Raw genomic sequence first — 20,884 nt, forward strand, 5'->3', positions numbered from 1 at the left:
GGTTGGTGTCGTCCGTGCCCCCCGATAGGTTCACTGCCCATGGCGCAACGCATCCTGGTGGTCGGCGCGGGTATCGCAGGCGTGGCAAGCGCGGTGGCCCTGCAGCGGTGTGGTTAGGAAGTCACGGTCCTCGAAGAGCGAACCGACACGTCGACGGGGGCCGGAATCAGCATCTGGCCCAACGCATTAGCGGCACTCGACTGCATCGGTTTGGGCGACGCGGTCCGCGAGGCGGGCGGCCGTGTCACCGCCGGTGCGCCGCGCTGGCGAGACGGCTCGTGGTTGCGGCGCCCCGCGCCCGAGCGGATCGTCAAGGCGCTGGGTGAGCCGTTGGTGGTAGTGCAACGGGCAGCGCTGCGCGACATCCTTGCGGGGGCGTTGAAGCCGGGCACCGTGGAATACGGGCTGCGCGCCATCGACGTAGTCGACAACCACGCCGGGGTCCGGGTCGAGTTGTCGGACGGCACGGTGCGCACCGCACGCGCGGTGGTCGGCGCCGACGGAACACGGTCGGTGATTGCGCTCCACCTCAATGGCCCGCTCTCCGACCGCTACGCCGGCTACACGGCCTGGCGCGGCGTCGCCAGGTATGCGATGGACCCGGAGCTGGCCGGCGAGACGCTCGGGCCGGGCGTCGAAACTGGTCACGTCCCGATGGGGCCGGATCACACCTACTCGTTTGCCACCGAACGCAGTCCCGAGGGGCAGCGCGCGCCCGACGGAGAACTGCCCTACCTGCAAGCGAAGTTCTCCGACTGGCCCGATCCCATACCGGCCATGCTGGCGGCCACGGAACCCGCCGATGTCTTGCGCAACGACCTCTACGACCGCACCCCGGCCCGACGGTGGGCACGCGGGGCAATCGTGCTGGTCGGTGACGCTGCCCACCCGATGCGCCCGCACCTCGGCCAGGGCGGCTGCCAGGCACTTGAAGACGCCGCGATTCTGGCCGCCTGCGTCGAGCGGGCCACCGACCTGCCGAGCGCCTTCGCCCGGTACGCCGCATCCCGACCACCGCGCGTCAGCCCGCTCGTGCGCGAGTCGGCCATGTTCGGCAGGATCGTCAACCTACGGCCCACCTTCTTGAGTGCCATGGTCAGCCGAGCCACCGTTTTGGTCCCCGAGGCGGTGTTGACCCGCCATATGGCCTCGGTGGCGGCGCGATCGGCGTTCGTCTTGCCGGATAACCCGGCCTAGTACCCCGCATATGCGGCGGTGCCGGGCCCGAAGGCCCGGCACCAGCTTGCACTCGTCAGATCAGCCGCGTTTGCCGCAGACCGGCCAAGCGCCTATGCCCTGGGTACGCAGGACGTTCTCGGCCACCCGCATCTGCTCCTCGCGGCTCGCGTTGTGCGGGGATCCCGAACCACCGTTCGCCGACCAGGTGCTCTGCGTGAACTGCAGGCCACCGGCGAAGCCGTTGCCGGTGTTGATCGACCAGTTCCCGCCGGACTCACACTGCGCGATCGCGTCCCAGTTGACGCTGTACGCCCTGACCGGCGGGGCAGGAGGCGCCTCCGGAGCGGGGGCCGGTGCGTCGGGCGCAGGAGCAGCCTCCTCCGGAGCCGGGGCAGGAGCCTCGGGCGCAGGGGCCTCAGGTGCCTCGGGAGCGGGTGCCTCGGGAGCCTCAGGCGCGGGCGCCTCAGGAGCCTCAGCAGCCGCCGCGTCGGTTACCAGCCCATCGGGAGCGGTGCCGAGGGCCGCGTTGGCGTCCCAGGCCTCGCCTTCCGCATAGGCGCTCGCGATGAACGGCGCAGTCGGCGCCGCGGCGAGAAACCCTGCGATCCCCGCAAAGATGAGCGTCTTGTGGACGTTCTTCAACCTCGTTCCTTTCGCGCTGCGCGCGCCGAAGCAAGCCCACGAATGTGGGTGATCGCCTGTGTTCAGGCGGAACTGCTGCTTCGGGGAGTGCCGTCTCGGTTCCGGCACGACAGCGGGGGCACGGTTCGCCCGGCGGGCTCATGCCCGACGGCTGGGAGGCACACTGTTGCCGTCCGCAGCCCCGCTCACACGCGGTCGGTGGATTCGATTTTTATTTGCCCTGTTTTAGGGCCGAGAGGGACCGTACGAAACTTCGCCGCATTCGTCATCTCGCCTTACGCCCTATCTCGGTTCAGTTACGGCACAATCACGGCGAGGCCAGCTCGCGGTCTTCGCAGGTCAATCGGGACTTCCGCGTTCGTTGCAGTGCAGCAGGTGTCCAAACCTATCGTGAGCCAAATCACGGGGATTTTGTGAGCTGCAACACGGGATTTCCAGCAGCTGCTGTCCGCTGACTGGACCTTTCACACGCAGATCGCTGCGCGCGCAGACGATCTGCTGCGGAAGCAGTTAGCTGATTGGTCGTCCATACCGTAGCAACGCCGCGTGTGGGCCGTTAACCGAACTACCGATGCTGATGCTGTAATGCTCAGTGCGCCAGCATATTTCATTGGCCCTCGTCAGCCGAAGCGAAAGCACGCTGAGTGCCGGCCAGTCAGATCCAGTTGCTATTCTGGAGTGTCGCAGTGTTCTAAATATACTGTGCGGCAGGTGATTTCGCTAGGTATCTCCACGATGACGACGCCACCGCTGCTGTCGTCACAGCTCGACTCCCAAGCGGTGTGTCGTTCGGGCCCAGCCGAGTTGGCTCCGGCCAGCATCGCAATTAGCCAGGGGCCACAGAGTTATTCTGTTTCGGCATAGCTTGACTAACCGTGGCATTCCTGTCATTTGATCGCTCTACGCTCGAATCGATGCTGGCCCAAGGTGTTACAGGCCAACATCACTGACACGACAGCGAATCCGGGCCCATATCTCTGCACGAATTGCGGGACATTCAGGCTCTATTATGCAGACGATAATTGGTTTAATAACAGCGCCAACGACGTAATAGAATAGGACGGAAACGCGTTAGAGAATTTGTTGCCAGCCGACAACGTAATTTGCTAGAGAGAATTTTACGCGCGCCCGGACGCCGGCAGCCGACGCCAGGTCTCAGCGACTGGGCTGCAGCAGAGTGTTCAGATCGTCAGCCGAATTGACGTTGGCCAGCGCTCGCGAGTCCGACACCACGACCCGTTGAGCGTCGACGCTGTCGACCAACGCGCGCATCGCGCGCTCCCCAGCCGCTACCAGCGCATCGATGCGCTCGGTCAACTCGGTGCGGTAGACCGCGGCCAGGTAGTGGTCGCGGCCATCCCATGGCAAGACCACATCGGCGTCCACCTGTGCGGCCCGGTTGGCCAACTCGTCGATCAGATCGGTCGTCAGAAGTGGCATATCGACAGCGCACACGAACGCGTGGGTGGCGCCGGCTTCGGCGGCGGCTCGAAGCCCCCGCCCGGTCGCGATCAGTGGCCCGAGTCCACGCGCTTCGTCGCGCACCACCTGGGCCGGCAACGTCGGCAACCGTTGACCCGGCGCGGCTACTACGAAAACCGGCTTGCACCGCTGACCGGCAACACCGACGACGTGTTCGACCATCGTGATGGTGCCGGGGCGCTCGTTCGTTGCAGCGGTCGATCCGGGAACCGGACCGGGCAACGGCAATGTGGCCTTGTCTCGGCCCATTCGGCGCGATGCACCGCCAGCCAATACCACCCCCGCCAACGCGATTGGCTGGGTCGAGATTCGCGCCACGTCAGGCGACGGTCCAGGTGTCGCGCCCGCGCAGCAGGGATTGCAGTGCCGTGCGGTCGCTAGGAGCCGATTTCTTCGCGGCGCTGACCTGAGCGCGGGCCGCGTCGTCGTAGGTCGGCCGGCTGATTTGCCGGAAAATGCCCATCACGGCATGTTCGAGGTTCTGGTCGGACAATCGCGAGAGGGCGAAGGCGTAGGCGGGGTCTTCGGTGTGCGCATCGTGCACCACGATGCTCTCGGCGGCGACGTCGGCGGTCTTGGCCACGTCGAGCCCGAACCCGGAGCGCACCACGCAGTATTCATCGTTGGCGCCGAACGTGATCGGCTGGCCCTGCCGGACATGGATCACCCGCTCTTCGGCGCCCTCCTTCCGCAGCGCGTCGAACGAACCGTCGTTGAAGATCGGGCAGTCCTGAAGGATCTCGACCAGGGCGGATCCTCGGTGCTCGGCCGCGGCGCGCAGCACCTCCGAGAGGCCGTTGCGGTCCGAATCAAGCGCTCGGGCAACGAAACTCGCCTCGGCGCCCAGTGCCAGCGACACCGGGTTGAACGGCTGGTCCAGCGATCCCATCGGGGTCGACTTGGTGACCTTGCCGACTTCGGAAGTCGGCGAGTACTGCCCCTTGGTCAGGCCGTAGATGCGGTTGTTGAACAGCAGGATCGTGAGGTTGACGTTGCGGCGCAGCGCGTGGATCAGGTGATTGCCGCCAATCGACAGCGCATCACCATCGCCGGTGACCACCCACACCGACAGGTCGGGGCGGGCCAGCGCGAGACCGGTCGCGATGGCCGGTGCGCGACCGTGGATCGAATGCAGACCGTAGGTCTCCAAGTAGTACGGGAACCTGCTGGAGCACCCGATCCCGCTGACGAAGACGATGTTTTCGCGGCGCAGCCTGAGCTCTGGCAGGAAGTTACGAATGGTGTTGAGGATGACGTAGTCGCCGCAGCCCGGGCACCAGCGGACCTCCTGGTCGCTGGTGAAGTCTTTAGCCTTTTGCGGCTGATCGGTGGTGGGTACGCCGGTGTTTCTGGACAACGGCGTCAGTGAAAGATCCGCGCCCGTCAGATCCCCGATCAAGTCGGTCATGCGTCAGCTCCTGCTCCAACCGTCGCCACTGCCAATCTGGCCACTGTGGTTTTGTCTTCCTCGATCTCGGCCAGCGTCCCGCCCAGCGCGGCGCTGATAATGCGGCTCACCTCATCGGCCAGGAACGCGACACCCTGAACCTTGGTCACCGACTGGATGTCGACCAGGTACTTCGCCCGCAGCAACAACGCCAGCTGACCCAGATTCATCTCGGGCGCCACCACCTTCGGGTAGCGGCGCAGCACCTCACCGAGGTTGGCCGGGAACGGGTTGAGATAACGCAGATGCGCGTGCGCGACCTTGATGCCTCTGCGGCGTGCACGCCGGCACGCTTCGCCGATTGGACCGTACGTGCTGCCCCAGCCGATCAACAGCAGCTCAGCGTCACCGGTCGGATCGTCGACCTCCAAGTCGGGAACCCGGATCCCGTCGATCTTGGCCTGGCGCAACCGCACCATCAGGTCGTGGTTTGCGGGGTCGTAAGAGATGTTGCCGGAACCGTTTGCGCACTCCAGCCCGCCGATGCGGTGCTCGAGCCCCGGAGTGCCCGGAATCGCGAACTGGCGGGCCAGGGTCTCGGGGTCGCGGGCGTACGGCTGGAAGGGTTCGCCAGCCTTGGCGTAGGCGTGCTCGATGGGCTCCAGCGTGCTGACGTCCGGGACCAGCCACGGCTCTGAGCCGTTGGCAATTGCGCCGTCGGACAACAGGATTACCGGCGTGTGATATGACACCGCGATGCGCACCGCCTCCAGGGCGGTCTCAAAGCAGTCGGAGGGTGACCGCGGCGCAAGTACGGCGACCGGCGACTCGCCGTTGCGCCCGTACATCGCCTGCATCAGGTCGGCCTGCTCGGTCTTGGTCGGCATACCGGTCGACGGGCCGGCACGCTGCACGTCGACGACCAGCAGCGGCAGCTCGGTCATCACACCGAGGCCGATCGCTTCGGCTTTGAGCGACAGACCCGGTCCCGACGTGCTGGTGACCCCGAGCGCGCCACCGTAGGCCGCGCCCAGCGCCGCGCAGACGCCACCAATCTCGTCTTCGGCCTGGAAGGTGACCACGTTGAAGTTCTTGTGCTTGGACAGCTCGTGCAAGATGTCCGACGCCGGCGTGATCGGATAGCTGCCGAGCACCACCGGGATGCCGGCCAGCTGACCGGCGGCGACGATGCCGTAGGCCAAAGCCGTGTTGCCCGAGATCTGTCGGTACTCGCCCGCAGGCAGCTTGGCCGGCGAGATGTCATAGGTGATCCCGAAGGCCTCAGTGGTTTCGCCGTAGTTCCAGCCGGCCTTGAGCGCCAGCACGTTGGCCTCAGCGATGTCGGGCTTGCGGGCGAACTTCTCCCTGATGAATCGCTCGCTGGTTTCGATCGGCCGGCCGTACATCCACGACAGCAGGCCAAGCGCGAACATGTTTTTCGCGCGTTGCCCGTCCTTTTTCGACGCGCCAATCGCCTCGACGGCGCCCAGCGTCAGCGTGGTCATCGGCACCGAGTGCACGACGTATTCAGACAGCTCGCCGTTGTCCAGCGGATTGGTTTCATAACCGACTTTGGCCAAATTGCGCTTGGTGAACTCGTCGGTGTTCACGATTACCACTCCGCCACGCGGCAGGTCGCCGATGTTGGCTTTCAGCGCGGCGGGGTTCATGGCCACAAGCACGTCGGGCCGGTCACCGGCGGTGAGGATGTCGTAGTCGGCGATTTGGATCTGGAAGGACGAGACGCCGGGCAGTGTGCCGGCGGGTGCACGGATCTCGGCGGGATAGTTCGGTTGGGTGGCCAGGTCGTTGCCGAAAAGCGCTGCCTCGGAAGTGAATCGGTCACCGGTGAGCTGCATGCCGTCACCGGAGTCCCCGGCGAAGCGGATGACGACTCTTTCCAGCTGCTGCCGCCGTGGCGCCGCCGTCTCAGCGATATGAGATTCTGAACCGGCTCCGTCGCCGTTCGGACCCACGTCTCCGCCTTCCGTTGCTGTTCTCCGCACGGCCACTCTGCGTTACGACTTCCAGTATCCGCCGTCGGAGTGGACCCGCCCAATTTTTATGTCACCGGCAGTACCGATTATGGCACTGCTCTTAAGCATTCATTGACGCCGACGCGGCGTAACGCGCCACCGCTATGCAATCAAACACCAAGGTCATAGCCACGGACACCACGCCGGGTAGGCAAAACTGTGGTGTTGGTCACTTTTGCTGGCACCCCAACTCTAAGAACTTTACTTACGCGCCGGTAACGTTAGCTAGCACTCAGTCACTGAGTTAGGCGCTCTTGTCGCGGCGCTCCGTACGCGACGGCTTGCGCGGCACGATCGTCGGCAGCACGTTGTCTTGCACGGTCTCCTTGGTGACCACAACTTTGGCGACGTCGTCGCGGCTGGGGATGTCGTACATCACCGGCAGCAGGACCTCTTCCATGATCGCCCGCAGGCCGCGAGCGCCCGTGCCGCGGTGAATCGCCTGCTCGGCGATCGCCTCAAGCGCATCCTGGGTGAACTCCAGCTCCACGCCGTCCATCTCGAACAGCCGTGTGTACTGCTTGACGAGGGCGTTCTTGGGCTGGGACAAGATCTTGACCAGAGAATCCATGTCGAGGTTGGTCACCGAAGCGATAACCGGTAGCCGGCCGATGAATTCCGGGATCAGGCCGTACTTGATCAGGTCTTCGGGCATGACCTCGGCGAAGTGGTCGGTGGTGTCGATCTCGGCCTTGGACCGCACTTCGGCTCCAAAGCCCAGTCCGCGTTTGCCGACCCGGTCGGCGACGATCTTTTCCAACCCGGCGAAGGCGCCCGCCACGATGAACAACACGTTGGTGGTGTCGATCTGGATGAACTCCTGATGCGGGTGCTTGCGGCCGCCCTGCGGCGGGACCGACGCCTGGGTGCCCTCGAGAATCTTCAGCAGCGCCTGCTGCACGCCTTCACCGGACACGTCTCGGGTGATCGACGGGTTCTCGCTCTTGCGCGCGATCTTGTCGACCTCGTCGATGTAGATGATCCCGGTTTCGGCGCGCTTGACGTCGTAGTCGGCGGCTTGGATGAGCTTGAGCAGAATGTTTTCCACGTCTTCGCCGACGTAGCCCGCCTCGGTGAGCGCGGTGGCGTCGGCGATGGCGAACGGCACGTTGAGCATCTTGGCCAGCGTCTGGGCCAGGTACGTTTTGCCGCAGCCGGTGGGACCGAGCATCAAGATGTTGGACTTGGTCAGCTCGACCGGCTCACCGGAGCGTGAGTCGCGGCCTTTTTCGCCGGCCTGGATGCGCTTGTAGTGGTTGTAGACGGCGACGGCCAGTGTCCGCTTGGCGTTGTCTTGGCCGATGACGTAGCTCTCGAGGAATTCGCGGATCTCAGCCGGCTTCGGCAGTTCGTCGAGTTTGACGTCGTCGGCGTCGGCGAGTTCTTCTTCGATGATCTCGTTACAGAGATCGATGCACTCATCGCAGATGTAGACCCCGGGCCCCGCAATGAGCTTTTTGACTTGTTTTTGGCTCTTTCCGCAGAAGGAGCACTTCAGCAAGTCACCGCCGTCTCCGATGCGCGCCATGGTGCGTCAGTGCCTACTTCCTGTTCGCCGTCCGTCGTACAGTGCCGCGTGTATTTCCCGACGCTACCCGCTTGCTCGGGCACGACGCGACCGATAGCGGCGAATAGCGTCGGTGGTATTCGTGCTTGTTCTGCTGCGAACATATCCCGTTATTCGGCGCCTGGCAGCCCGGAACGCGCTGACGTGTCCCTGGCGTGTCGCGGCTGTTACTCGACCGAGAGGCGGCGCGTCCACCGACCCTACAGTTGAGTCCGTGGGATTCGCCGTGCCCGACGATACCGTCTTGATCGGCGATGGCGGGCTGGCCACCGAGCTCGAGGCGCGCGGCCATGACCTTTCCGACGCATTGTGGTCGGCGAGGCTGCTCGTCGACGCGCCGGAGGAGATCATCGCGGTGCATGCTGACTACTTTCGCGCCGGCGCCAGCATCGCCACCACGGCGAGCTATCAGGCGTCGTTCGAGGGCTTCGCCGCTCGCGGGATCGGACGCGACGACGCCGTCCGGCTGCTGCGGCGCAGCGTCGAGCTTGCCGCTATCGCGCGCAATCAGGTCGGCGCGGGATGGGTGGCCGCCTCGGTCGGACCGTACGGCGCGGCGCTCGCCGACGGGTCGGAGTATCGCGGCCGCTACGGCCTCAGTGTTGCTGCGTTGCAGAGGTGGCATTGGCCACGGCTGGAAGTGCTGGCCGAGGCGGGCGCCGACGTGCTTGCGCTGGAAACGGTGCCCGACGTCGATGAGGCCGAAGCGCTGGTGAATTTGGTGCGGCGCCTAGCGGTCCCGGCCTGGCTCAGCTACACCATCGAAGGAACTCGCACCCGTGCGGGGCAACCACTTGCCGAGGCGTTCGGGGTGGTTGCCGGGGTTCCGCAGATCATCGCGGTCGGCGTCAACTGCTGTGCGCCCGACGATGTGCGGCCGGCGATCGCGGCAGCCCGGCAGACCGACAAGCCGGTGATCGTCTACCCCAACAGCGGAGAGCGCTGGGACACCGCGCGGCGAGCATGGGTCGGGCGTTCACAATTCTCGGCCGCGCTGGCGACGCAATGGGTGTCGGCGGGAGCACGCGTGATCGGCGGGTGCTGTCGAGTTCGGCCGGCCGACATCGCCTCGGTAGCGCGAGCAGTCGCAAAAGCACCCTAAACAACGCGATTTTTGGGGCGTTTGCGTCTGCTCGTCGCGGCTAGACGGTCTGCGCAGAAAGCTTGCGGTACTCCAGCACGGTGTCGATGATCCCGTAGTCCTTGGCCTCTTCGGCGGTCAGGATCTTGTCGCGGTCGGTGTCCTTGCGGATCACGTCGGCGGGCTTGCCCGTATGGCGGGCCAGCGTGACTTCCATCAGCGTGCGCATCCGCTCGATCTCGGCGGCCTGGATCTCCAGATCGGAGAACTGACCCTGGATCACACCGGCCAACGACGGCTGGTGGATCAGCACCCGCGCGTTGGGCAGCGCCATCCGCTTGCCCGGCGTTCCGGCGGCCAGCAACACCGCCGCGGCCGAGGCCGCCTGTCCCAAACACACCGTCTGGATGTCGGCGCGCACGTACTGCATGGTGTCGTAGATCGCCATCAGTGAGGTGAACCCGCCGCCGGGGGAATTGATGTACATCGTGATGTCGCGGTCGGGATCCAACGACTCGAGCACCAGTAACTGGGCCATGATGTCGTTGGCCGACGCGTCGTCGACCTGCACGCCGAGGAAGATGATGCGTTCTTCGAACAGCTTGTTGTAGGGGTTGGATTCTTTGACGCCCCAACTGGAGTGCTCAATGAACGACGGCAGGATGTAGCGGGCCTGCGGCTGGATTTCGGGATTCATGATGGTGCTCCGTTGACTGGGGCGTTGGTGATGATGTGGTCGACAAAGCCGTAGTCCAGGGCTTCCGGGGCGGTGAACCAGCGGTCGCGGTCAGAGTCAGCCACGATGCGTTCGACGGGCTGACCGGTGAATTCCGCGTTGAGCCGAAACATCTCCTTTTTGATAAGCGCGAACTGCTCGGCCTGGATGGCGATGTCGGCGGCGCTGCCGGTCACACCGCCGAGCGGCTGGTGCATCAGGATCCGAGCATGCGGCAACGCATAGCGCTTGCCCTTGGTGCCCGCGGCGAGCAGGAACTGGCCCATCGATGCGGCCATACCCATCGCGTAGGTCGCGATGTCGCAGGGCGCTAAGACCATGGTGTCGTAGATGGCCATGCCGGCGCTGATCGACCCGCCCGGGGAGTTGATGTACAGCGAGATGTCCTTGCCCGAGTCTTCAGCCGCCAGCAGCAGAATCTGTGCGCAGAGCCGGTTGGCGACGTCGTCGTTGACCTCCGAGCCCAGGAAGATGATGCGCTCGGCGAGCAAACGCTCATAGATCGAATCGGTGAGGTTGAGACCCAGCGCATTCGAACGCATGTCTGTCACGACGGAATACCTGCTTTCTCGAGTTGCGTCTGCACCGACACTAACCAACCAGCGCCGCGATGCACTCCCCGAAGTGGGCGCGTTCGCTCACAGCGTGGCGCGGTGACGCCGGACACTTCACTACCCCAAGGTGCAGACACATGCGGTTAAGCCTCGTCGGCTGCGGCCGCTTCGGACTCACCGGCCTCGTCGGTGTCTTCAGCCTCATCGGTTTCGTGAGCCTCCGGAGCCTGCGACGCGCGCCTGCCGAAGAACTCACTGGTGTCGACGACGTTGTCATCGGTATCGGTGACCGTTGCCGCTTCGACCACCGCGGCCAGCGTCAGCCCACGCCGTACGTCGGCGAACATGGCCGGCAGTTGGTTGTTCTGCTGCAGGAAGGACAACAGCTGCTGCGGCTCGACACCGTACTGCCGAGACATCATCACCAGGCGTTCGGTGATGTCGTCCTGGCTTACCTGGATGTCGAGCTCATCTGCCAAGGCGTCGAGCAGTAATTGAGTCTTGACGGTCTTCTCGGCCGCGGAGCGGGCGTCGGTGTCGAACTCTTCGCGCGAGGAGCCCTGCTCGGCCAGCGCTTCAGCGAACCGGGCCTCGTCGTGATCGAGGCCGTGAAGCGCATTGTGCAGGGTCTCATCGACGTGCGCCTGCACGATCGCCTCCGGCAGCGGGATGTCCACCTGCTCCACCAGGGTGTCGAGTGTGGCGTTGCGAATCTTTTCGGCCTGCTGGATTTGCTTGACCCGGCGGACTTGCTCGACGACGTTGGCGCGCAACTCTTCGATAGTGTCGAATTCGCTTGCCAATTGGGCGAATTCGTCGTCGAGCTCAGGCAGCTCACGTTCCTTGACCGAGCCGACCGTAACGGTGACCTGAGCCTCCTTGCCGGCGTGCGGTCCGTTGGCCAGCTTGGTGGTGAACACCCGCGACTCGCCGGCGGACAGGCCGATGATCGCCTCGTCGAGACCATCGACGAGCTGGCCGGAACCGACTTCGTGGGTCAGGCCTTCGGTCGTCGCTTCCGGGACTTCCTCACCATCGACGCTGGCGGACAGGTCGATGGAAACAATGTCCCCGTTGGCGGCGGGCCGCTCAACCGGGGTCAGGGTGCCGAAGCGGGAGCGCAGCGACTGCAGCTCGGACTCGACATCCTCGTCGGTGACTTCTACCGGGTCCACCGTGATTTTCAGCGAGCTCAAGTCTGGAAGCGTGATCTCCGGGCGAACGTCGACCTCGGCGGTGAAAACCAGGTCCTTGCCGTATTCCTTCTTGGTCACCTCGATCTCGGGCTGGCCCAGCGGGCGGACATCCGTCTCCGTCACCGCCTGCCCGTAGCGGCTGGGCAGCGCCTCGTTGACGACTTGATCGAGCATCGCTTCGCGTCCGATACGCGCTTCGAGCAGCTTGGCTGGCGCCTTGCCGGGACGGAAACCCGGCAGCCGAACCTGTTTGGCCAGCTCCTTGTAGGCCCGTTCGAAATCCGGTTCGAGCTCAGTGAAAGGCACCTCCACATTGATCCGAACCCGGGTGGGGCTCAACTGCTCAACGGTGCTTTTCACTGCTGTGCTCCTCGGTGTCGATTCGTGGCTGGTGGCTCATGGATGCGGGCTGGGCTGGTCGGGGTGGCGGGATTTGAACCCACGGCCTTCCGCTCCCAAAGCGGATGCGCTACCAAGCTGCGCTACACCCCGCGCTGACCTCGCGATCCTACGGCGCGACTCCGCCGTCCCGGCAGCTGCCTCACAGCGAAGTCACGGGACGGACTCATTTGGATTTGATGTCTGCCCCGACGTACAGTCGCGCTCGAGAATTTTCTGCGGGCGTAGCTCAATGGTAGAGCCCTAGTCTTCCAAACTAGCGACGCGGGTTCGATTCCCGTCGCCCGCTCGGACCCGGGCTCCCGATAGCCGATAAAGCTGAGGAGGACGTCGATCAAGCAGATGGCCGACGTCGACATTCGCGGAACGTGCGCGCCGCGCTTCGAGCGGGTACGTGACGCGTTCGAGCAGAACTTTGCCCAGCGCAACGAGGTCGGAGCCGCCATCGCGGTTTGGGTGGACGGCGACCTGGTCGTCAACTTGTGGGGCGGTTCGGCCGATGCCGCCGGTACGCGGCCATGGCATGAAGACACGTTGGCCACCGTGTTGTCCGGCACCAAAGGCCTGACGAGCACGTGTGTGCACCAGCTTGCTGAGCGCGGTGAGATCGACCTGAACGCACCGGTCGCCCGCTACTGGCCGGAATTTGGCCAGGCAGGTAAGGAAGACATCACCGTCGCGATGGTGATGAACCACCGATCGGGCGTCATTGGGCCGCGCAAGCCCGTGCCGTGGCAGCAGATGGCCGACTGGAATTTGGTGTGCGACCGGCTGGCCGCCGGCGAGCCGTGGTGGAAGCCCAATACCGCGCAGGGCTACCACATGTTCACCTTTGGCTTCATCCTCGGCGAGGTGTTCCGTCGAATCACCGGCACCACGGTTGGTCAGTACCTGCGCAACGAGATCGCGGAGCCGCTGGGTATTGACGTCCACATCGGCCTGCCCGCCAGCGAACATCACCGGTGTGCGGATCCGGTGAACAAGCCGCACATCCGCGAAATCCTGGCGTCCGCCCAGGCACCGACGTGCCCTTCCTCACTCGACGAACACCCCAAAGCCGGGTTGGCCGTCGGAATGGGCTTCGCGCCCGATGACGAACTGGGCTCCAACGACCTGATGCTGTGGCGCGAACTGGAGTTCCCCGCCAACAATGCGCAGGTGTCGGCGCTCGGCATGGCGACCTTTTACAACGCGCTGGCCGAAGAGAAGCTGCTGACCCGCCGCCACATGGAACTCGTGCGGGTGTGCCAGGGCGGCTTCGAAACTGATCTGGTGCTGGGCCCTCGGGTCGCCGACCACGGGTGGGGCCTGGGATACATGCTCAACCAGCGCTGTCTCAACGGACCCAACCCGGGGATTTTCGGGCACGGCGGCCTGGGCGGGTCATTCGCGTTCGTCGACCTGGAGTACCGGATCGGCTACGCGTATGTCATGAATCGCTACGACGCCACCAAAGCCAACGCCGATCCGCGCAGTGTCGCCTTGAGCGACGAGGTCTACACGGCCTTGGGTGTCAGAAACGGCTGAGCGAATTCGGCGGCGCTAATGTCCGCCGCCACCGCCGCCGCCGTCGTGTCCGCCGCCGGTTTGACGGCCACCAGCACCGTTGTCACCCTGGCCGCCGGGGCCGCCGACGCCGCCTCCATTGTTGTAACCGCCCGGGCCATTGGGTCCGGGCCCTGGGTTATTGCAATACGGCCCGTTGCCGGGGTTCCAGTCATCGCCAGGGTTGCACGGGTAGCTCGGGAACGGCGTTTGGGCTTGAATACCGCTCGCCACGCCGAGCCCACTAAGGCCCAAACCGGCGGTCATGATCGTCACTGCTGCAAACCGCGTTGTTTTCCTCATACCCGAACGCGTACCCGCCCCTCGGAAGCACAGTGAGGCAGCCGTCCGGCCCGGGTAGGTGTTAGGGGTTAGCGTCCGGGGCCGGGCCCGTGGTCGTCAGGTCCACCGGGGCCTGGGTGCCAGTCGCCAGGTCCGCGATCGTCAGGTCCCCGGTTGTCGCCGGGACCACCCCAGTAATCACGGCCGTGGTCGGGTCCGTCGATGTCTCGGTGATGGTCGTCGTGGCAGTTGCCCCAGTCCCAGTTGGGACCCCAGCCTGGATCCCAGAACTGGCCCGGGCACCAGTGGTAGTCAGGCAACGGGCGAGGCTGGGCTTGGGCACCGGTTGCTGCGCCCAAACCGACCAGCCCTAAGCCGGCGGCCATAACGGCTGTTGTTGCGGCAATCGCGTGTATTTCTTCACGTTTCACCAATACCATGCCGACCTGGCCGGAAAGCTCTTGGGCAACAGTGATTTTCGCCATAGCTTCCTGGTAACGTGCTGCCAATATGCTAGGGTTAGCCGGATGCCATCTTCACCGTTGGCATGTTGGGCACCAGAAGATATTGCGACCCTCCAGCTCGGCAGTGTGAATTGTGGTGGTGCACACGCGGCACGGGTCACCGGCACGGCGGTACACGTAGGTGCGGGGTCGGTCCGGCAGGTATGACGGTGCGCCGTGGTCGTGCTCGGGGCGCACGACGGTGATCTTGCCGCGGCGCAGGCCAATCTTCATCAGCTCCACCAGATCTCGCCACGCCGCGTCGAATTGCGCGTCGGTGATCGTCCGACCGGGCCGGTAGGGGTCGATGCCGTGTCGAAACAGCAGCTCGTTGCGGTAGACGTTGCCGACGCCGGCGATCACTGTCTGGTCCATCAGCAGTGCGCCGATCGGCCTGCGGGACTTGGCGATCCGCGTCCAGGCCCACGCCGGGTCCGCGTCGCGGCGCAGCGGATCGGGTCCAAGCCGCGACACGACGTCAGCGACCTGGGCATCGTCGAGCAGTTCGCACACCGTCGGACCGCGTAGATCGGTGCCGTATTCGGCGCCGACCATACGCATCCGCACCTGCCCTACCGGTGGCGGCATCGCGAGTCCGGGCGGACGGGCCCATTCCGTGAAATGACCGTACAGACCGAGGTGCACATGCACGGTTGGGCCGTCGACGTAGTGGTGGAATAGGTGCTTGCCCCAAACGCTGGTGCGTTGCAGTACCCGGCCGTCGACAGCGGAGGCCTGCCCCGCGAACCGGCCCTGCGGGCTCGACACCGCGACCGGCGCGCCGGCGAAACGGCGTTGATGCAGCCGTGCTAGCCGGTGCAACGTGTGCCCTTCGGGCAACGGTCAGCCCGCCGTCGGGGCTTCAGCGCCGGGCAGCGGCGGGGGTTGGTGGGTACGTTCGTATTTGTCGAGAATGTCGATACGACGTTGGTGCCGTTCGGCTTTCGACCACTGTGCGGTCAAGAAGGCATCCACGATGGCAAGCGCCTCCCCAACGGTGTGCATGCGGCCGCCGATGCCGATCAGCTGGGCGTTGTTGTGCTCGCGTGCCAGCGTCGCGGTCTCGACGCTCCACGCCAGGGCACACCGGGCGCCTGGCACTTTGTTGGCAGCGATCTGCTCGCCGTTGCCCGACCCACCCAGCACAATGCCCAAGCTGCCCGGGTCGGCCACCGTGCGGGTCGCGGCGGCGATACAAAACGGCGGGTAGTCGTCATCCGCCTGATAGGTGAACGCGCCGCAGTCGATCGGCTCGTGCCCAGAATTCTTTAAGTGCTCGATGATCTGCTGCTTGAGGTCATAGCCGGCGTGATCAGAACCCAAGTAGACGCGCATGCCCGACATTGTGCCGGAAGCTTCGGCCTACGCGGCCATCAGTCGAATTGCGGCGGCTCGGTACGGGTTCGCTTCAGCTCCCAGAAGTGGGGGTACGACGCGAAGGCCACCGACGCGTCCCACAGCTTGCCGGCGTCCTTGCCGCGCGGGATCTTCGACAGCACCGGCCCGAAGAACGCGACCCCGTTGACGTGGATGGTCGGCGTGCCGACGTCCTCGCCGACCGCGTCCATCCCCGCGTGGTGACTCTTGCGGAGTGCTTCATCGTAGGCGTTGCTCTCAGCCGCTTCGGCCAGCTCGGCGGGCAGACCAACCTCCGCCAGCGACTGCTTGATGACGTCGTCGAGCTCCTTGTTGCCCTCGTTGTGGATGCGGGTGCCCATCGCGGTGTACAGCGGTGCGAGCACTTCGGCGCCGTGGGCCTGCTCGGCGGCGATCGCTACCCGCACCGGCCCCCACGCTTTCTTCATGCCCTCCTTGTACTTCTCGGGCAGGTCGTCGCGGCCCTCGTTGAGAATCGCCAGGCTCATCACATGGAAGTTCGCCTCGATGTCGCGGACCTTCTCCACTTCGAGGATCCAGCGCGAGGTGATCCAGGCCCACGGGCACAACGGATCGAACCAGAAATCGGCGACTGACTTCTCGGGCATAGTGGGTCCTCTCATCGACGGTCGGCACAGCCGTCCAGGACAACCGTAGTCGCCGTGGAACTGTTCCCGCCGGGCTCGAACTTGATTGCCCGGCTCCTCCTCATCGCGCTACGCGCTCCGCATCGTCGCCGGGATAGGTTTAGACCCGTGGCACTTCCCAACTTGACCCGTGACCAAGCCGTCGAACGCGCCGCCCTGGTCACCGTCGACAAATACCGCATCAGCCTCGATCTCACCGACGGCGACGGCGGGCCCAGTGAGCGCACCTTCCGGTCGACCACCACGGTGGAGTTCGACGCGCTGGCCGGTGCCGACACCTTCATCGATATCGCCGCAGACACCGTTCATCGCGCCACCCTTAACGGCCGCGAGCTCGACGTCTCGGGCTACGACGAATCGACCGGCATTGCGCTCACCGGCCTAGACGAGCACAACGTGCTTGTCGTCGACGCCGACTGCCGCTACTCCAACACCGGCGAGGGCCTGCACCGCTTCGTCGACCCGGTAGACGGCGAGGTGTACCTGTACTCACAGTTCGAAACCGCCGACGCCAAGCGCATGTTCGCCTGCTTCGACCAGCCCGACCTCAAGGCCGCCTTCGATCTATCGGTGCGAGCACCCGAACACTGGCAGGTCATCTCCAACGCCGCCGCCAGTAGCGTCGAGAACGGCGTGCACACGTTCACCACCACGCCGCGGATGAGCACCTACCTCGTGGCGCTGATCGCCGGACCCTACGCGAAGTGGACCGACACCTACACCGACGAGCACGGCGAGATCCCGTTAGGCCTCTACTGCCGGGCCACACTCGCCGAATACATGGACGCCGAGCGCCTGTTCACCCAAACCAAACAAGGATTCGGCTTCTACCACAAGCACTTTGGCGTGCCCTACGCGTTCGGCAAGTACGACCAGCTGTTCGTGCCGGAGTTCAACGCCGGCGCGATGGAGAACGCCGGCGCGATCACTTTCATCGAGGACTATGTCTTCCGCAGCAAGGTCACCCGGGCGTCCTACGAACGACGCGCCGAGACGGTGCTGCACGAGATGGCGCACATGTGGTTCGGCGACCTGGTCACGATGCGGTGGTGGGACGACTTGTGGCTCAACGAGTCCTTCGCCACCTTCGCCTCGGTGCTATGCCTAAGCGAAGCAACCGAATTCACCGAAGCGTGGACCTCATTCGCCAACGCCGAGAAGTCGTGGGCTTACCGACAGGACCAGCTGCCGTCGACGCACCCGGTGGCCGCTGAGATTCCCGACCTGGCTGCCGTCGAAGTCAACTTCGACGGCATTACCTACGCCAAAGGCGCCAGTGTGCTCAAACAGCTAGTGGCCTACGTCGGCCTGGAGCAGTTCCTGGCTGGGCTGCGTGACTACTTCAACACCCACGCTTTCGACAACGCGACGTTCGACGACCTGCTCAAAGCACTGGAGAAGGCGTCCGGACGCGACCTGTCCAACTGGGGCCGGCAGTGGCTGAAGACCACCGGCCTGAACAAGCTGCGCGCTGATTTCGATGTCGACGCCGACGGACGGTTTACCCGGTTCGCGATCGAGCAGAGCGGTGCCGCGCCCGGCGCGGGTGAAACGCGGGTGCATCGGCTGGCGGTCGGTATATACGACGACGACGGCAGCGGCAAGCTGGTCCGCGTCCGCCGCGAAGAACTCGACGTCGCCGGTCCGACAACCGAAGTCCAAGCACTGCAAGGTGTTTCGCGTGGCCAGCTGGTGCTGGTCAATGACGACGACCTGACGTACTGCTCGCTTCGTCTCGACCCGCAGTCGCTGCAGACCGCGCTGGATCGGATCGCCGATATCGCCGAGCCGCTTCCGCGCACGCTGGTCTGGTCGGCGGCATGGGAGATGACCCGCGATGCTGAGCTGAAAGCCCGCGATTTTGTGGCGCTGGTATCGCGCGGTGTTCAAGCCGAGACCGAGATCGGGGTGGCCCAGCGGCTGTTGATGCAGGCGCAGACCGCGCTCGGCTCCTACGCCGAGCCGGGCTGGGCCCGCGAACATGGCTGGCCGGCGTTTGCAGACCGGCTCTTGGAGCTGGCCCGCGGCGCTGAGCCCGGATCGGATCACCAGCTGGCCTTCGTCAACGCCCTGTGCTCGTCTGTGCTGTCGAGCCGCCACACCGATGTGCTGGCCGGGTTACTGGAGGCCGATCCGGCCGACTATGGGCTGCGCGGTCTTGTGGTCGACACGGATCTGCGCTGGCGCATTGTGACCGCACTGGCTACCGCCGGGGTAGTCGACACCGACGTGATCGACGCTGAAGTGCAACGCGATCCAACCGCAGCCGGCAAGCGCCACGGCGCCCAAGCCTCGGCAGCACGCCCGCAACTGCGGGTTAAGGAAGACGCCTGGACCACGGTCGTCGAGGACGACACGCTGCCCAACGTCACAGGGCGCTCGATCATCGCCGGGATCACTGCGCCGGGTCAGGGCGAGCTGCTCAAGCCGTTCACCGAACGCTATTTCGCGGCCATCCCCGGGGTGTGGGCCCGGCGATCAAGCGAAGTCGCGCAAACAGTGGTTATCGGTCTGTACCCGTCGTGGGACATCAGCGACGACGGCTTGGCGGCTGCCGACGAGTTCCTGGCCGATCCCGAGGTGCCGCCAGCGTTGCGCCGGCTGGTGCTCGAGGGCCGGGCCGGGGTCGAGCGGGCGCTGAAAGCTCGGCGGTTCGACGCCGTGGAGTGAGTTCTTCTCGTTGAGATCGCCGCTATGGTCGTGAGCCCAAGCAAATAATCACAACCATGGCCGCAATCTCGACCTCAGGCCGGTGTGATCCCGTCGCCGAGCACCCAAACCGCGCTCACCAGCCCGTCGATTAGGTTGCCCTCTTTGAACGCCGACGCGGCGGCCTCCACGGCCTTGGGTGCCGCCGACTCTGCGCCGCGGCCACGCACCTGTGAGCCGTAGACGACCTCGATCGCGTGCTGGTCCGGCGAAACGGCAATCAGCACCGCATTATTCGGTGTGGGCACTTTGGCCAGGATCTCGCGTGCCCGGGCGGCGGTGTCGCTGCCCAGGTCACCGATGTAGATGGCGAGCCGGGCCTTCGCTAACCGCGATGCGTAGGTCAGCGCATCGTCGAGCCTGACGAGGTCTTTGTTGGGGAACGGGTAGTGCACCGAGAGTTCGCCGGGCTCGGTGACCCCGGAGAGCCGTCCGCTGGCGGTGATCACCCATCCGTTGGGCAACTCCGCGGGTTCGATGGTCGCGACTTCACCAGCTGCCACTGGCGCCACCTCCAACACTCAACTCCGAGCTGCCGTGTCCGTGGTGGACGCCGCCGACGTCCTCGTCAGTGGCGGCCCACAGGATCGGCGGATGCGTCCAGGGGTCCGATAGCTGGTAGGTCGCCGGGTGGGGTCCCTTGCGTGACCAGATCAGTGCCGCCAGCACGACCACCAGCAGTAGCGGGATGCCCACGACGTAGAGGTGGATCTCCATCATGCTCACGACGCAAACCGTATCCCATCGTGAGTGCTGAGTCCGATTGCCCGGCTCCTCCTCATCGCGCTACGCGCTCTGCATCGTCGCCGAGCTAGTCCGGGCTAGGCGGCACCCTCGCCTAAGTACCGGGTCCAGGCCGGATCGAGTTCCTTGACTGTGGACAGCAGCCGCCAGTGCTGGCCCTTCGGCGGCATCGGCGCCAGGTGCAGGGTCCAGCCGAGCTCGGCGAGCAGCTTGTCGCCTTTGCGGTGGTTGCAGGTCGAGCAGCAGGCCACGCAGTTCTCCCAGGAGTGGTCACCGCCGCGGCTGCGGGGCACCACATGGTCGACGGTGTCGGCCTTTGAGCCGCAGTAGGCGCAGCAGAACCGGTCGCGGTGCATCAGCGCGGCCCTGGTCATCGGGATGCGGGCCCGGTAGGGCACCCGGACAAAGGAGCGCAGCCGAATCACCGACGGAACGGCGATCGACCTGGTCGCGGAGTGAATGACCGGCCCGGCCGGGTCGTCGTGCACGACGTCAGCCTTGCCGCAGATGAGCATGATGATGGCCCGGCGCAGCGGCAGCGCGGTCAGCGGCTCATAGGTGGAGTTCAGCAGCAGCACTCGCCGCCGGGTCCAGATCGATGCACCATCGTGCGGGACGGGTGGACGGGTATCGACGCTGTGCAGGCAGGAACCGGTCGCTGGCTCGGTTAGCCCCGCCGCGGAACTGCGGTGGCGGCGTTTCTTGCGCTGCGCCATAGGTCCTCCGCCGAACAGTCCACCATGATTCGCCCCAGATCGCACGCCAATTCGGTGGGTGTGCGCTGGTCAATCGGTGAACATCGAGTGCCGCCGATGTGA

General features: G+C 65.1%; 19 protein-coding genes, 2 tRNA genes and 1 pseudogene. 5 read left to right on the forward strand and 17 right to left on the reverse strand.

The genetic code is table 11. The features are described from left to right. Positions 1–39: 39 nt before the first annotated feature. Positions 40–1,197 (forward strand): annotated as a pseudogene (locus G6N15_RS00805) (FAD-dependent monooxygenase). A gap of 60 nt (positions 1,198–1,257) precedes the next feature. On the opposite strand, the gene G6N15_RS00810 reads toward G6N15_RS00805, so the two are convergent. The 5 genes from G6N15_RS00810 to clpX all read right to left on the reverse strand — a co-directional run bounded on the left by G6N15_RS00810 (position 1,258) and on the right by clpX (position 8,254). Next, positions 1,258–1,821, reverse strand: coding sequence for a transglycosylase family protein (locus tag G6N15_RS00810; protein WP_083084332.1), 564 nt, complete (start codon positions 1,819–1,821; stop codon positions 1,258–1,260). A 1,155-nt stretch (positions 1,822–2,976) separates the two neighbouring features. Next, positions 2,977–3,621 carry a molybdenum cofactor guanylyltransferase gene (gene mobA / locus G6N15_RS00815; protein WP_083084331.1) on the reverse strand — a complete coding sequence of 215 codons (645 nt, stop codon included), beginning with the start codon at positions 3,619–3,621 and terminating at the stop codon, positions 2,977–2,979. A gap of 1 nt (position 3,622) precedes the next feature. Further along, positions 3,623–4,711 (reverse strand): 2-oxoacid:ferredoxin oxidoreductase subunit beta, encoded by a 1,089-nt coding sequence (locus G6N15_RS00820; protein ID WP_083084328.1) that lies wholly within the window; start codon positions 4,709–4,711, stop codon positions 3,623–3,625. Next, positions 4,708–6,666 (reverse strand): 2-oxoacid:acceptor oxidoreductase subunit alpha, encoded by a 1,959-nt coding sequence (locus G6N15_RS00825; RefSeq protein WP_083084326.1) that lies wholly within the window; start codon positions 6,664–6,666, stop codon positions 4,708–4,710. Before G6N15_RS00825 ends, G6N15_RS00820 begins: the two co-directional genes overlap by 4 nt. Positions 6,667–6,970: 304 nt before the next feature. After that, positions 6,971–8,254, reverse strand: a complete 1,284-nt coding sequence (clpX, locus tag G6N15_RS00830; protein ID WP_083084323.1) for an ATP-dependent Clp protease ATP-binding subunit ClpX — start codon at positions 8,252–8,254, stop codon at positions 6,971–6,973. Between the two features lie 253 nt (positions 8,255–8,507). Here clpX and mmuM point away from each other — a divergent pair, with 253 nt between their 5' ends. Then, a complete protein-coding gene (gene mmuM / locus G6N15_RS00835; RefSeq protein WP_083084321.1) occupies positions 8,508–9,395 on the forward strand; it encodes a homocysteine S-methyltransferase in 888 nt (295 codons plus the stop codon). A 40-nt stretch (positions 9,396–9,435) separates the two neighbouring features. Here mmuM and clpP2 read toward each other — a convergent pair whose 3' ends face one another. From clpP2 to G6N15_RS00855, 4 genes are all read right to left on the reverse strand, one after another. Continuing rightward, on the reverse strand, positions 9,436–10,071 hold the full coding sequence (gene clpP2 / locus G6N15_RS00840) for an ATP-dependent CLP protease proteolytic subunit ClpP2 (RefSeq protein ID WP_083084318.1): 636 nt from the start codon (positions 10,069–10,071) through the stop codon (positions 9,436–9,438). After that, the gene (locus G6N15_RS00845; protein WP_139797678.1) at positions 10,068–10,652 is read right to left on the reverse strand and encodes an ATP-dependent Clp protease proteolytic subunit; all 585 of its coding nucleotides are present in this window, start codon (positions 10,650–10,652) and stop codon (positions 10,068–10,070) included. Before G6N15_RS00845 ends, clpP2 begins: the two co-directional genes overlap by 4 nt. Before the next feature lie 155 nt (positions 10,653–10,807). Further along, on the reverse strand, positions 10,808–12,220 hold the full coding sequence (gene tig / locus G6N15_RS00850) for a trigger factor (RefSeq protein WP_083084314.1): 1,413 nt from the start codon (positions 12,218–12,220) through the stop codon (positions 10,808–10,810). A gap of 55 nt (positions 12,221–12,275) precedes the next feature. After that, a tRNA-Pro gene (locus tag G6N15_RS00855) sits at positions 12,276–12,352 on the reverse strand. 125 nt (positions 12,353–12,477) lie between these two features. On the opposite strand from G6N15_RS00855, the gene G6N15_RS00860 reads away from it, so the two are divergent. Then, a tRNA-Gly gene (locus G6N15_RS00860) sits at positions 12,478–12,548 on the forward strand. Between the two features lie 53 nt (positions 12,549–12,601). After that, positions 12,602–13,786: a serine hydrolase domain-containing protein gene (locus G6N15_RS00865; RefSeq protein WP_083084312.1), complete on the forward strand. Its 1,185-nt coding sequence runs from the start codon at positions 12,602–12,604 to the stop codon at positions 13,784–13,786. Here the strand turns inward: G6N15_RS00865 and G6N15_RS00870 are convergent. The 5 genes from G6N15_RS00870 to G6N15_RS00890 all read right to left on the reverse strand — a co-directional run bounded on the left by G6N15_RS00870 (position 13,756) and on the right by G6N15_RS00890 (position 16,574). Then, on the reverse strand, positions 13,756–13,980 hold the full coding sequence (locus G6N15_RS00870; protein WP_163747882.1) for a hypothetical protein: 225 nt from the start codon (positions 13,978–13,980) through the stop codon (positions 13,756–13,758). The genes G6N15_RS00865 and G6N15_RS00870 overlap by 31 nt on opposite strands. A 195-nt stretch (positions 13,981–14,175) precedes the next feature. Further along, positions 14,176–14,526, reverse strand: coding sequence for a hypothetical protein (locus G6N15_RS00875; protein WP_083084606.1), 351 nt, complete (start codon positions 14,524–14,526; stop codon positions 14,176–14,178). Positions 14,527–14,622: 96 nt separating this feature from the next. Continuing rightward, positions 14,623–15,429: an Fpg/Nei family DNA glycosylase gene (locus G6N15_RS00880; RefSeq protein ID WP_083084307.1), complete on the reverse strand. Its 807-nt coding sequence runs from the start codon at positions 15,427–15,429 to the stop codon at positions 14,623–14,625. 3 nt (positions 15,430–15,432) lie between these two features. After that, positions 15,433–15,924: a ribose-5-phosphate isomerase gene (locus tag G6N15_RS00885; protein ID WP_083084603.1), complete on the reverse strand. Its 492-nt coding sequence runs from the start codon at positions 15,922–15,924 to the stop codon at positions 15,433–15,435. 38 nt (positions 15,925–15,962) lie between these two features. Then, a complete protein-coding gene (locus tag G6N15_RS00890; protein ID WP_083084305.1) occupies positions 15,963–16,574 on the reverse strand; it encodes an Rv2466c family mycothiol-dependent reductase in 612 nt (203 codons plus the stop codon). Positions 16,575–16,721: 147 nt separating this feature from the next. Between G6N15_RS00890 and pepN the strand changes: the two genes are divergently transcribed. Further along, positions 16,722–19,283, forward strand: coding sequence for an aminopeptidase N (gene pepN, locus G6N15_RS00895; protein WP_083084303.1), 2,562 nt, complete (start codon positions 16,722–16,724; stop codon positions 19,281–19,283). 74 nt (positions 19,284–19,357) lie between these two features. On the opposite strand, the gene G6N15_RS00900 is transcribed toward pepN, so the two are convergent. From G6N15_RS00900 to G6N15_RS00910, 3 genes are all read right to left on the reverse strand, one after another. Beyond that, positions 19,358–19,825 carry a DUF5130 domain-containing protein gene (locus G6N15_RS00900; RefSeq protein WP_083084300.1) on the reverse strand — a complete coding sequence of 156 codons (468 nt, stop codon included), beginning with the start codon at positions 19,823–19,825 and terminating at the stop codon, positions 19,358–19,360. Beyond that, positions 19,812–20,039, reverse strand: coding sequence for an aa3-type cytochrome oxidase subunit CtaJ (ctaJ, locus tag G6N15_RS00905; RefSeq protein WP_083084601.1), 228 nt, complete (start codon positions 20,037–20,039; stop codon positions 19,812–19,814). The genes G6N15_RS00900 and ctaJ overlap by 14 nt, the downstream gene beginning before the upstream one ends. Positions 20,040–20,143: 104 nt before the next feature. Then, complete coding sequence (locus G6N15_RS00910; protein ID WP_083084298.1) at positions 20,144–20,782, reverse strand: HNH endonuclease; 639 nt, start codon at positions 20,780–20,782, stop codon at positions 20,144–20,146. Between the last annotated feature and the right edge of the window lie 102 nt (positions 20,783–20,884).

The organism is Mycobacterium noviomagense, assembly GCF_010731635.1.
GTDB lineage: Bacteria > Actinomycetota > Actinomycetes > Mycobacteriales > Mycobacteriaceae > Mycobacterium > Mycobacterium noviomagense.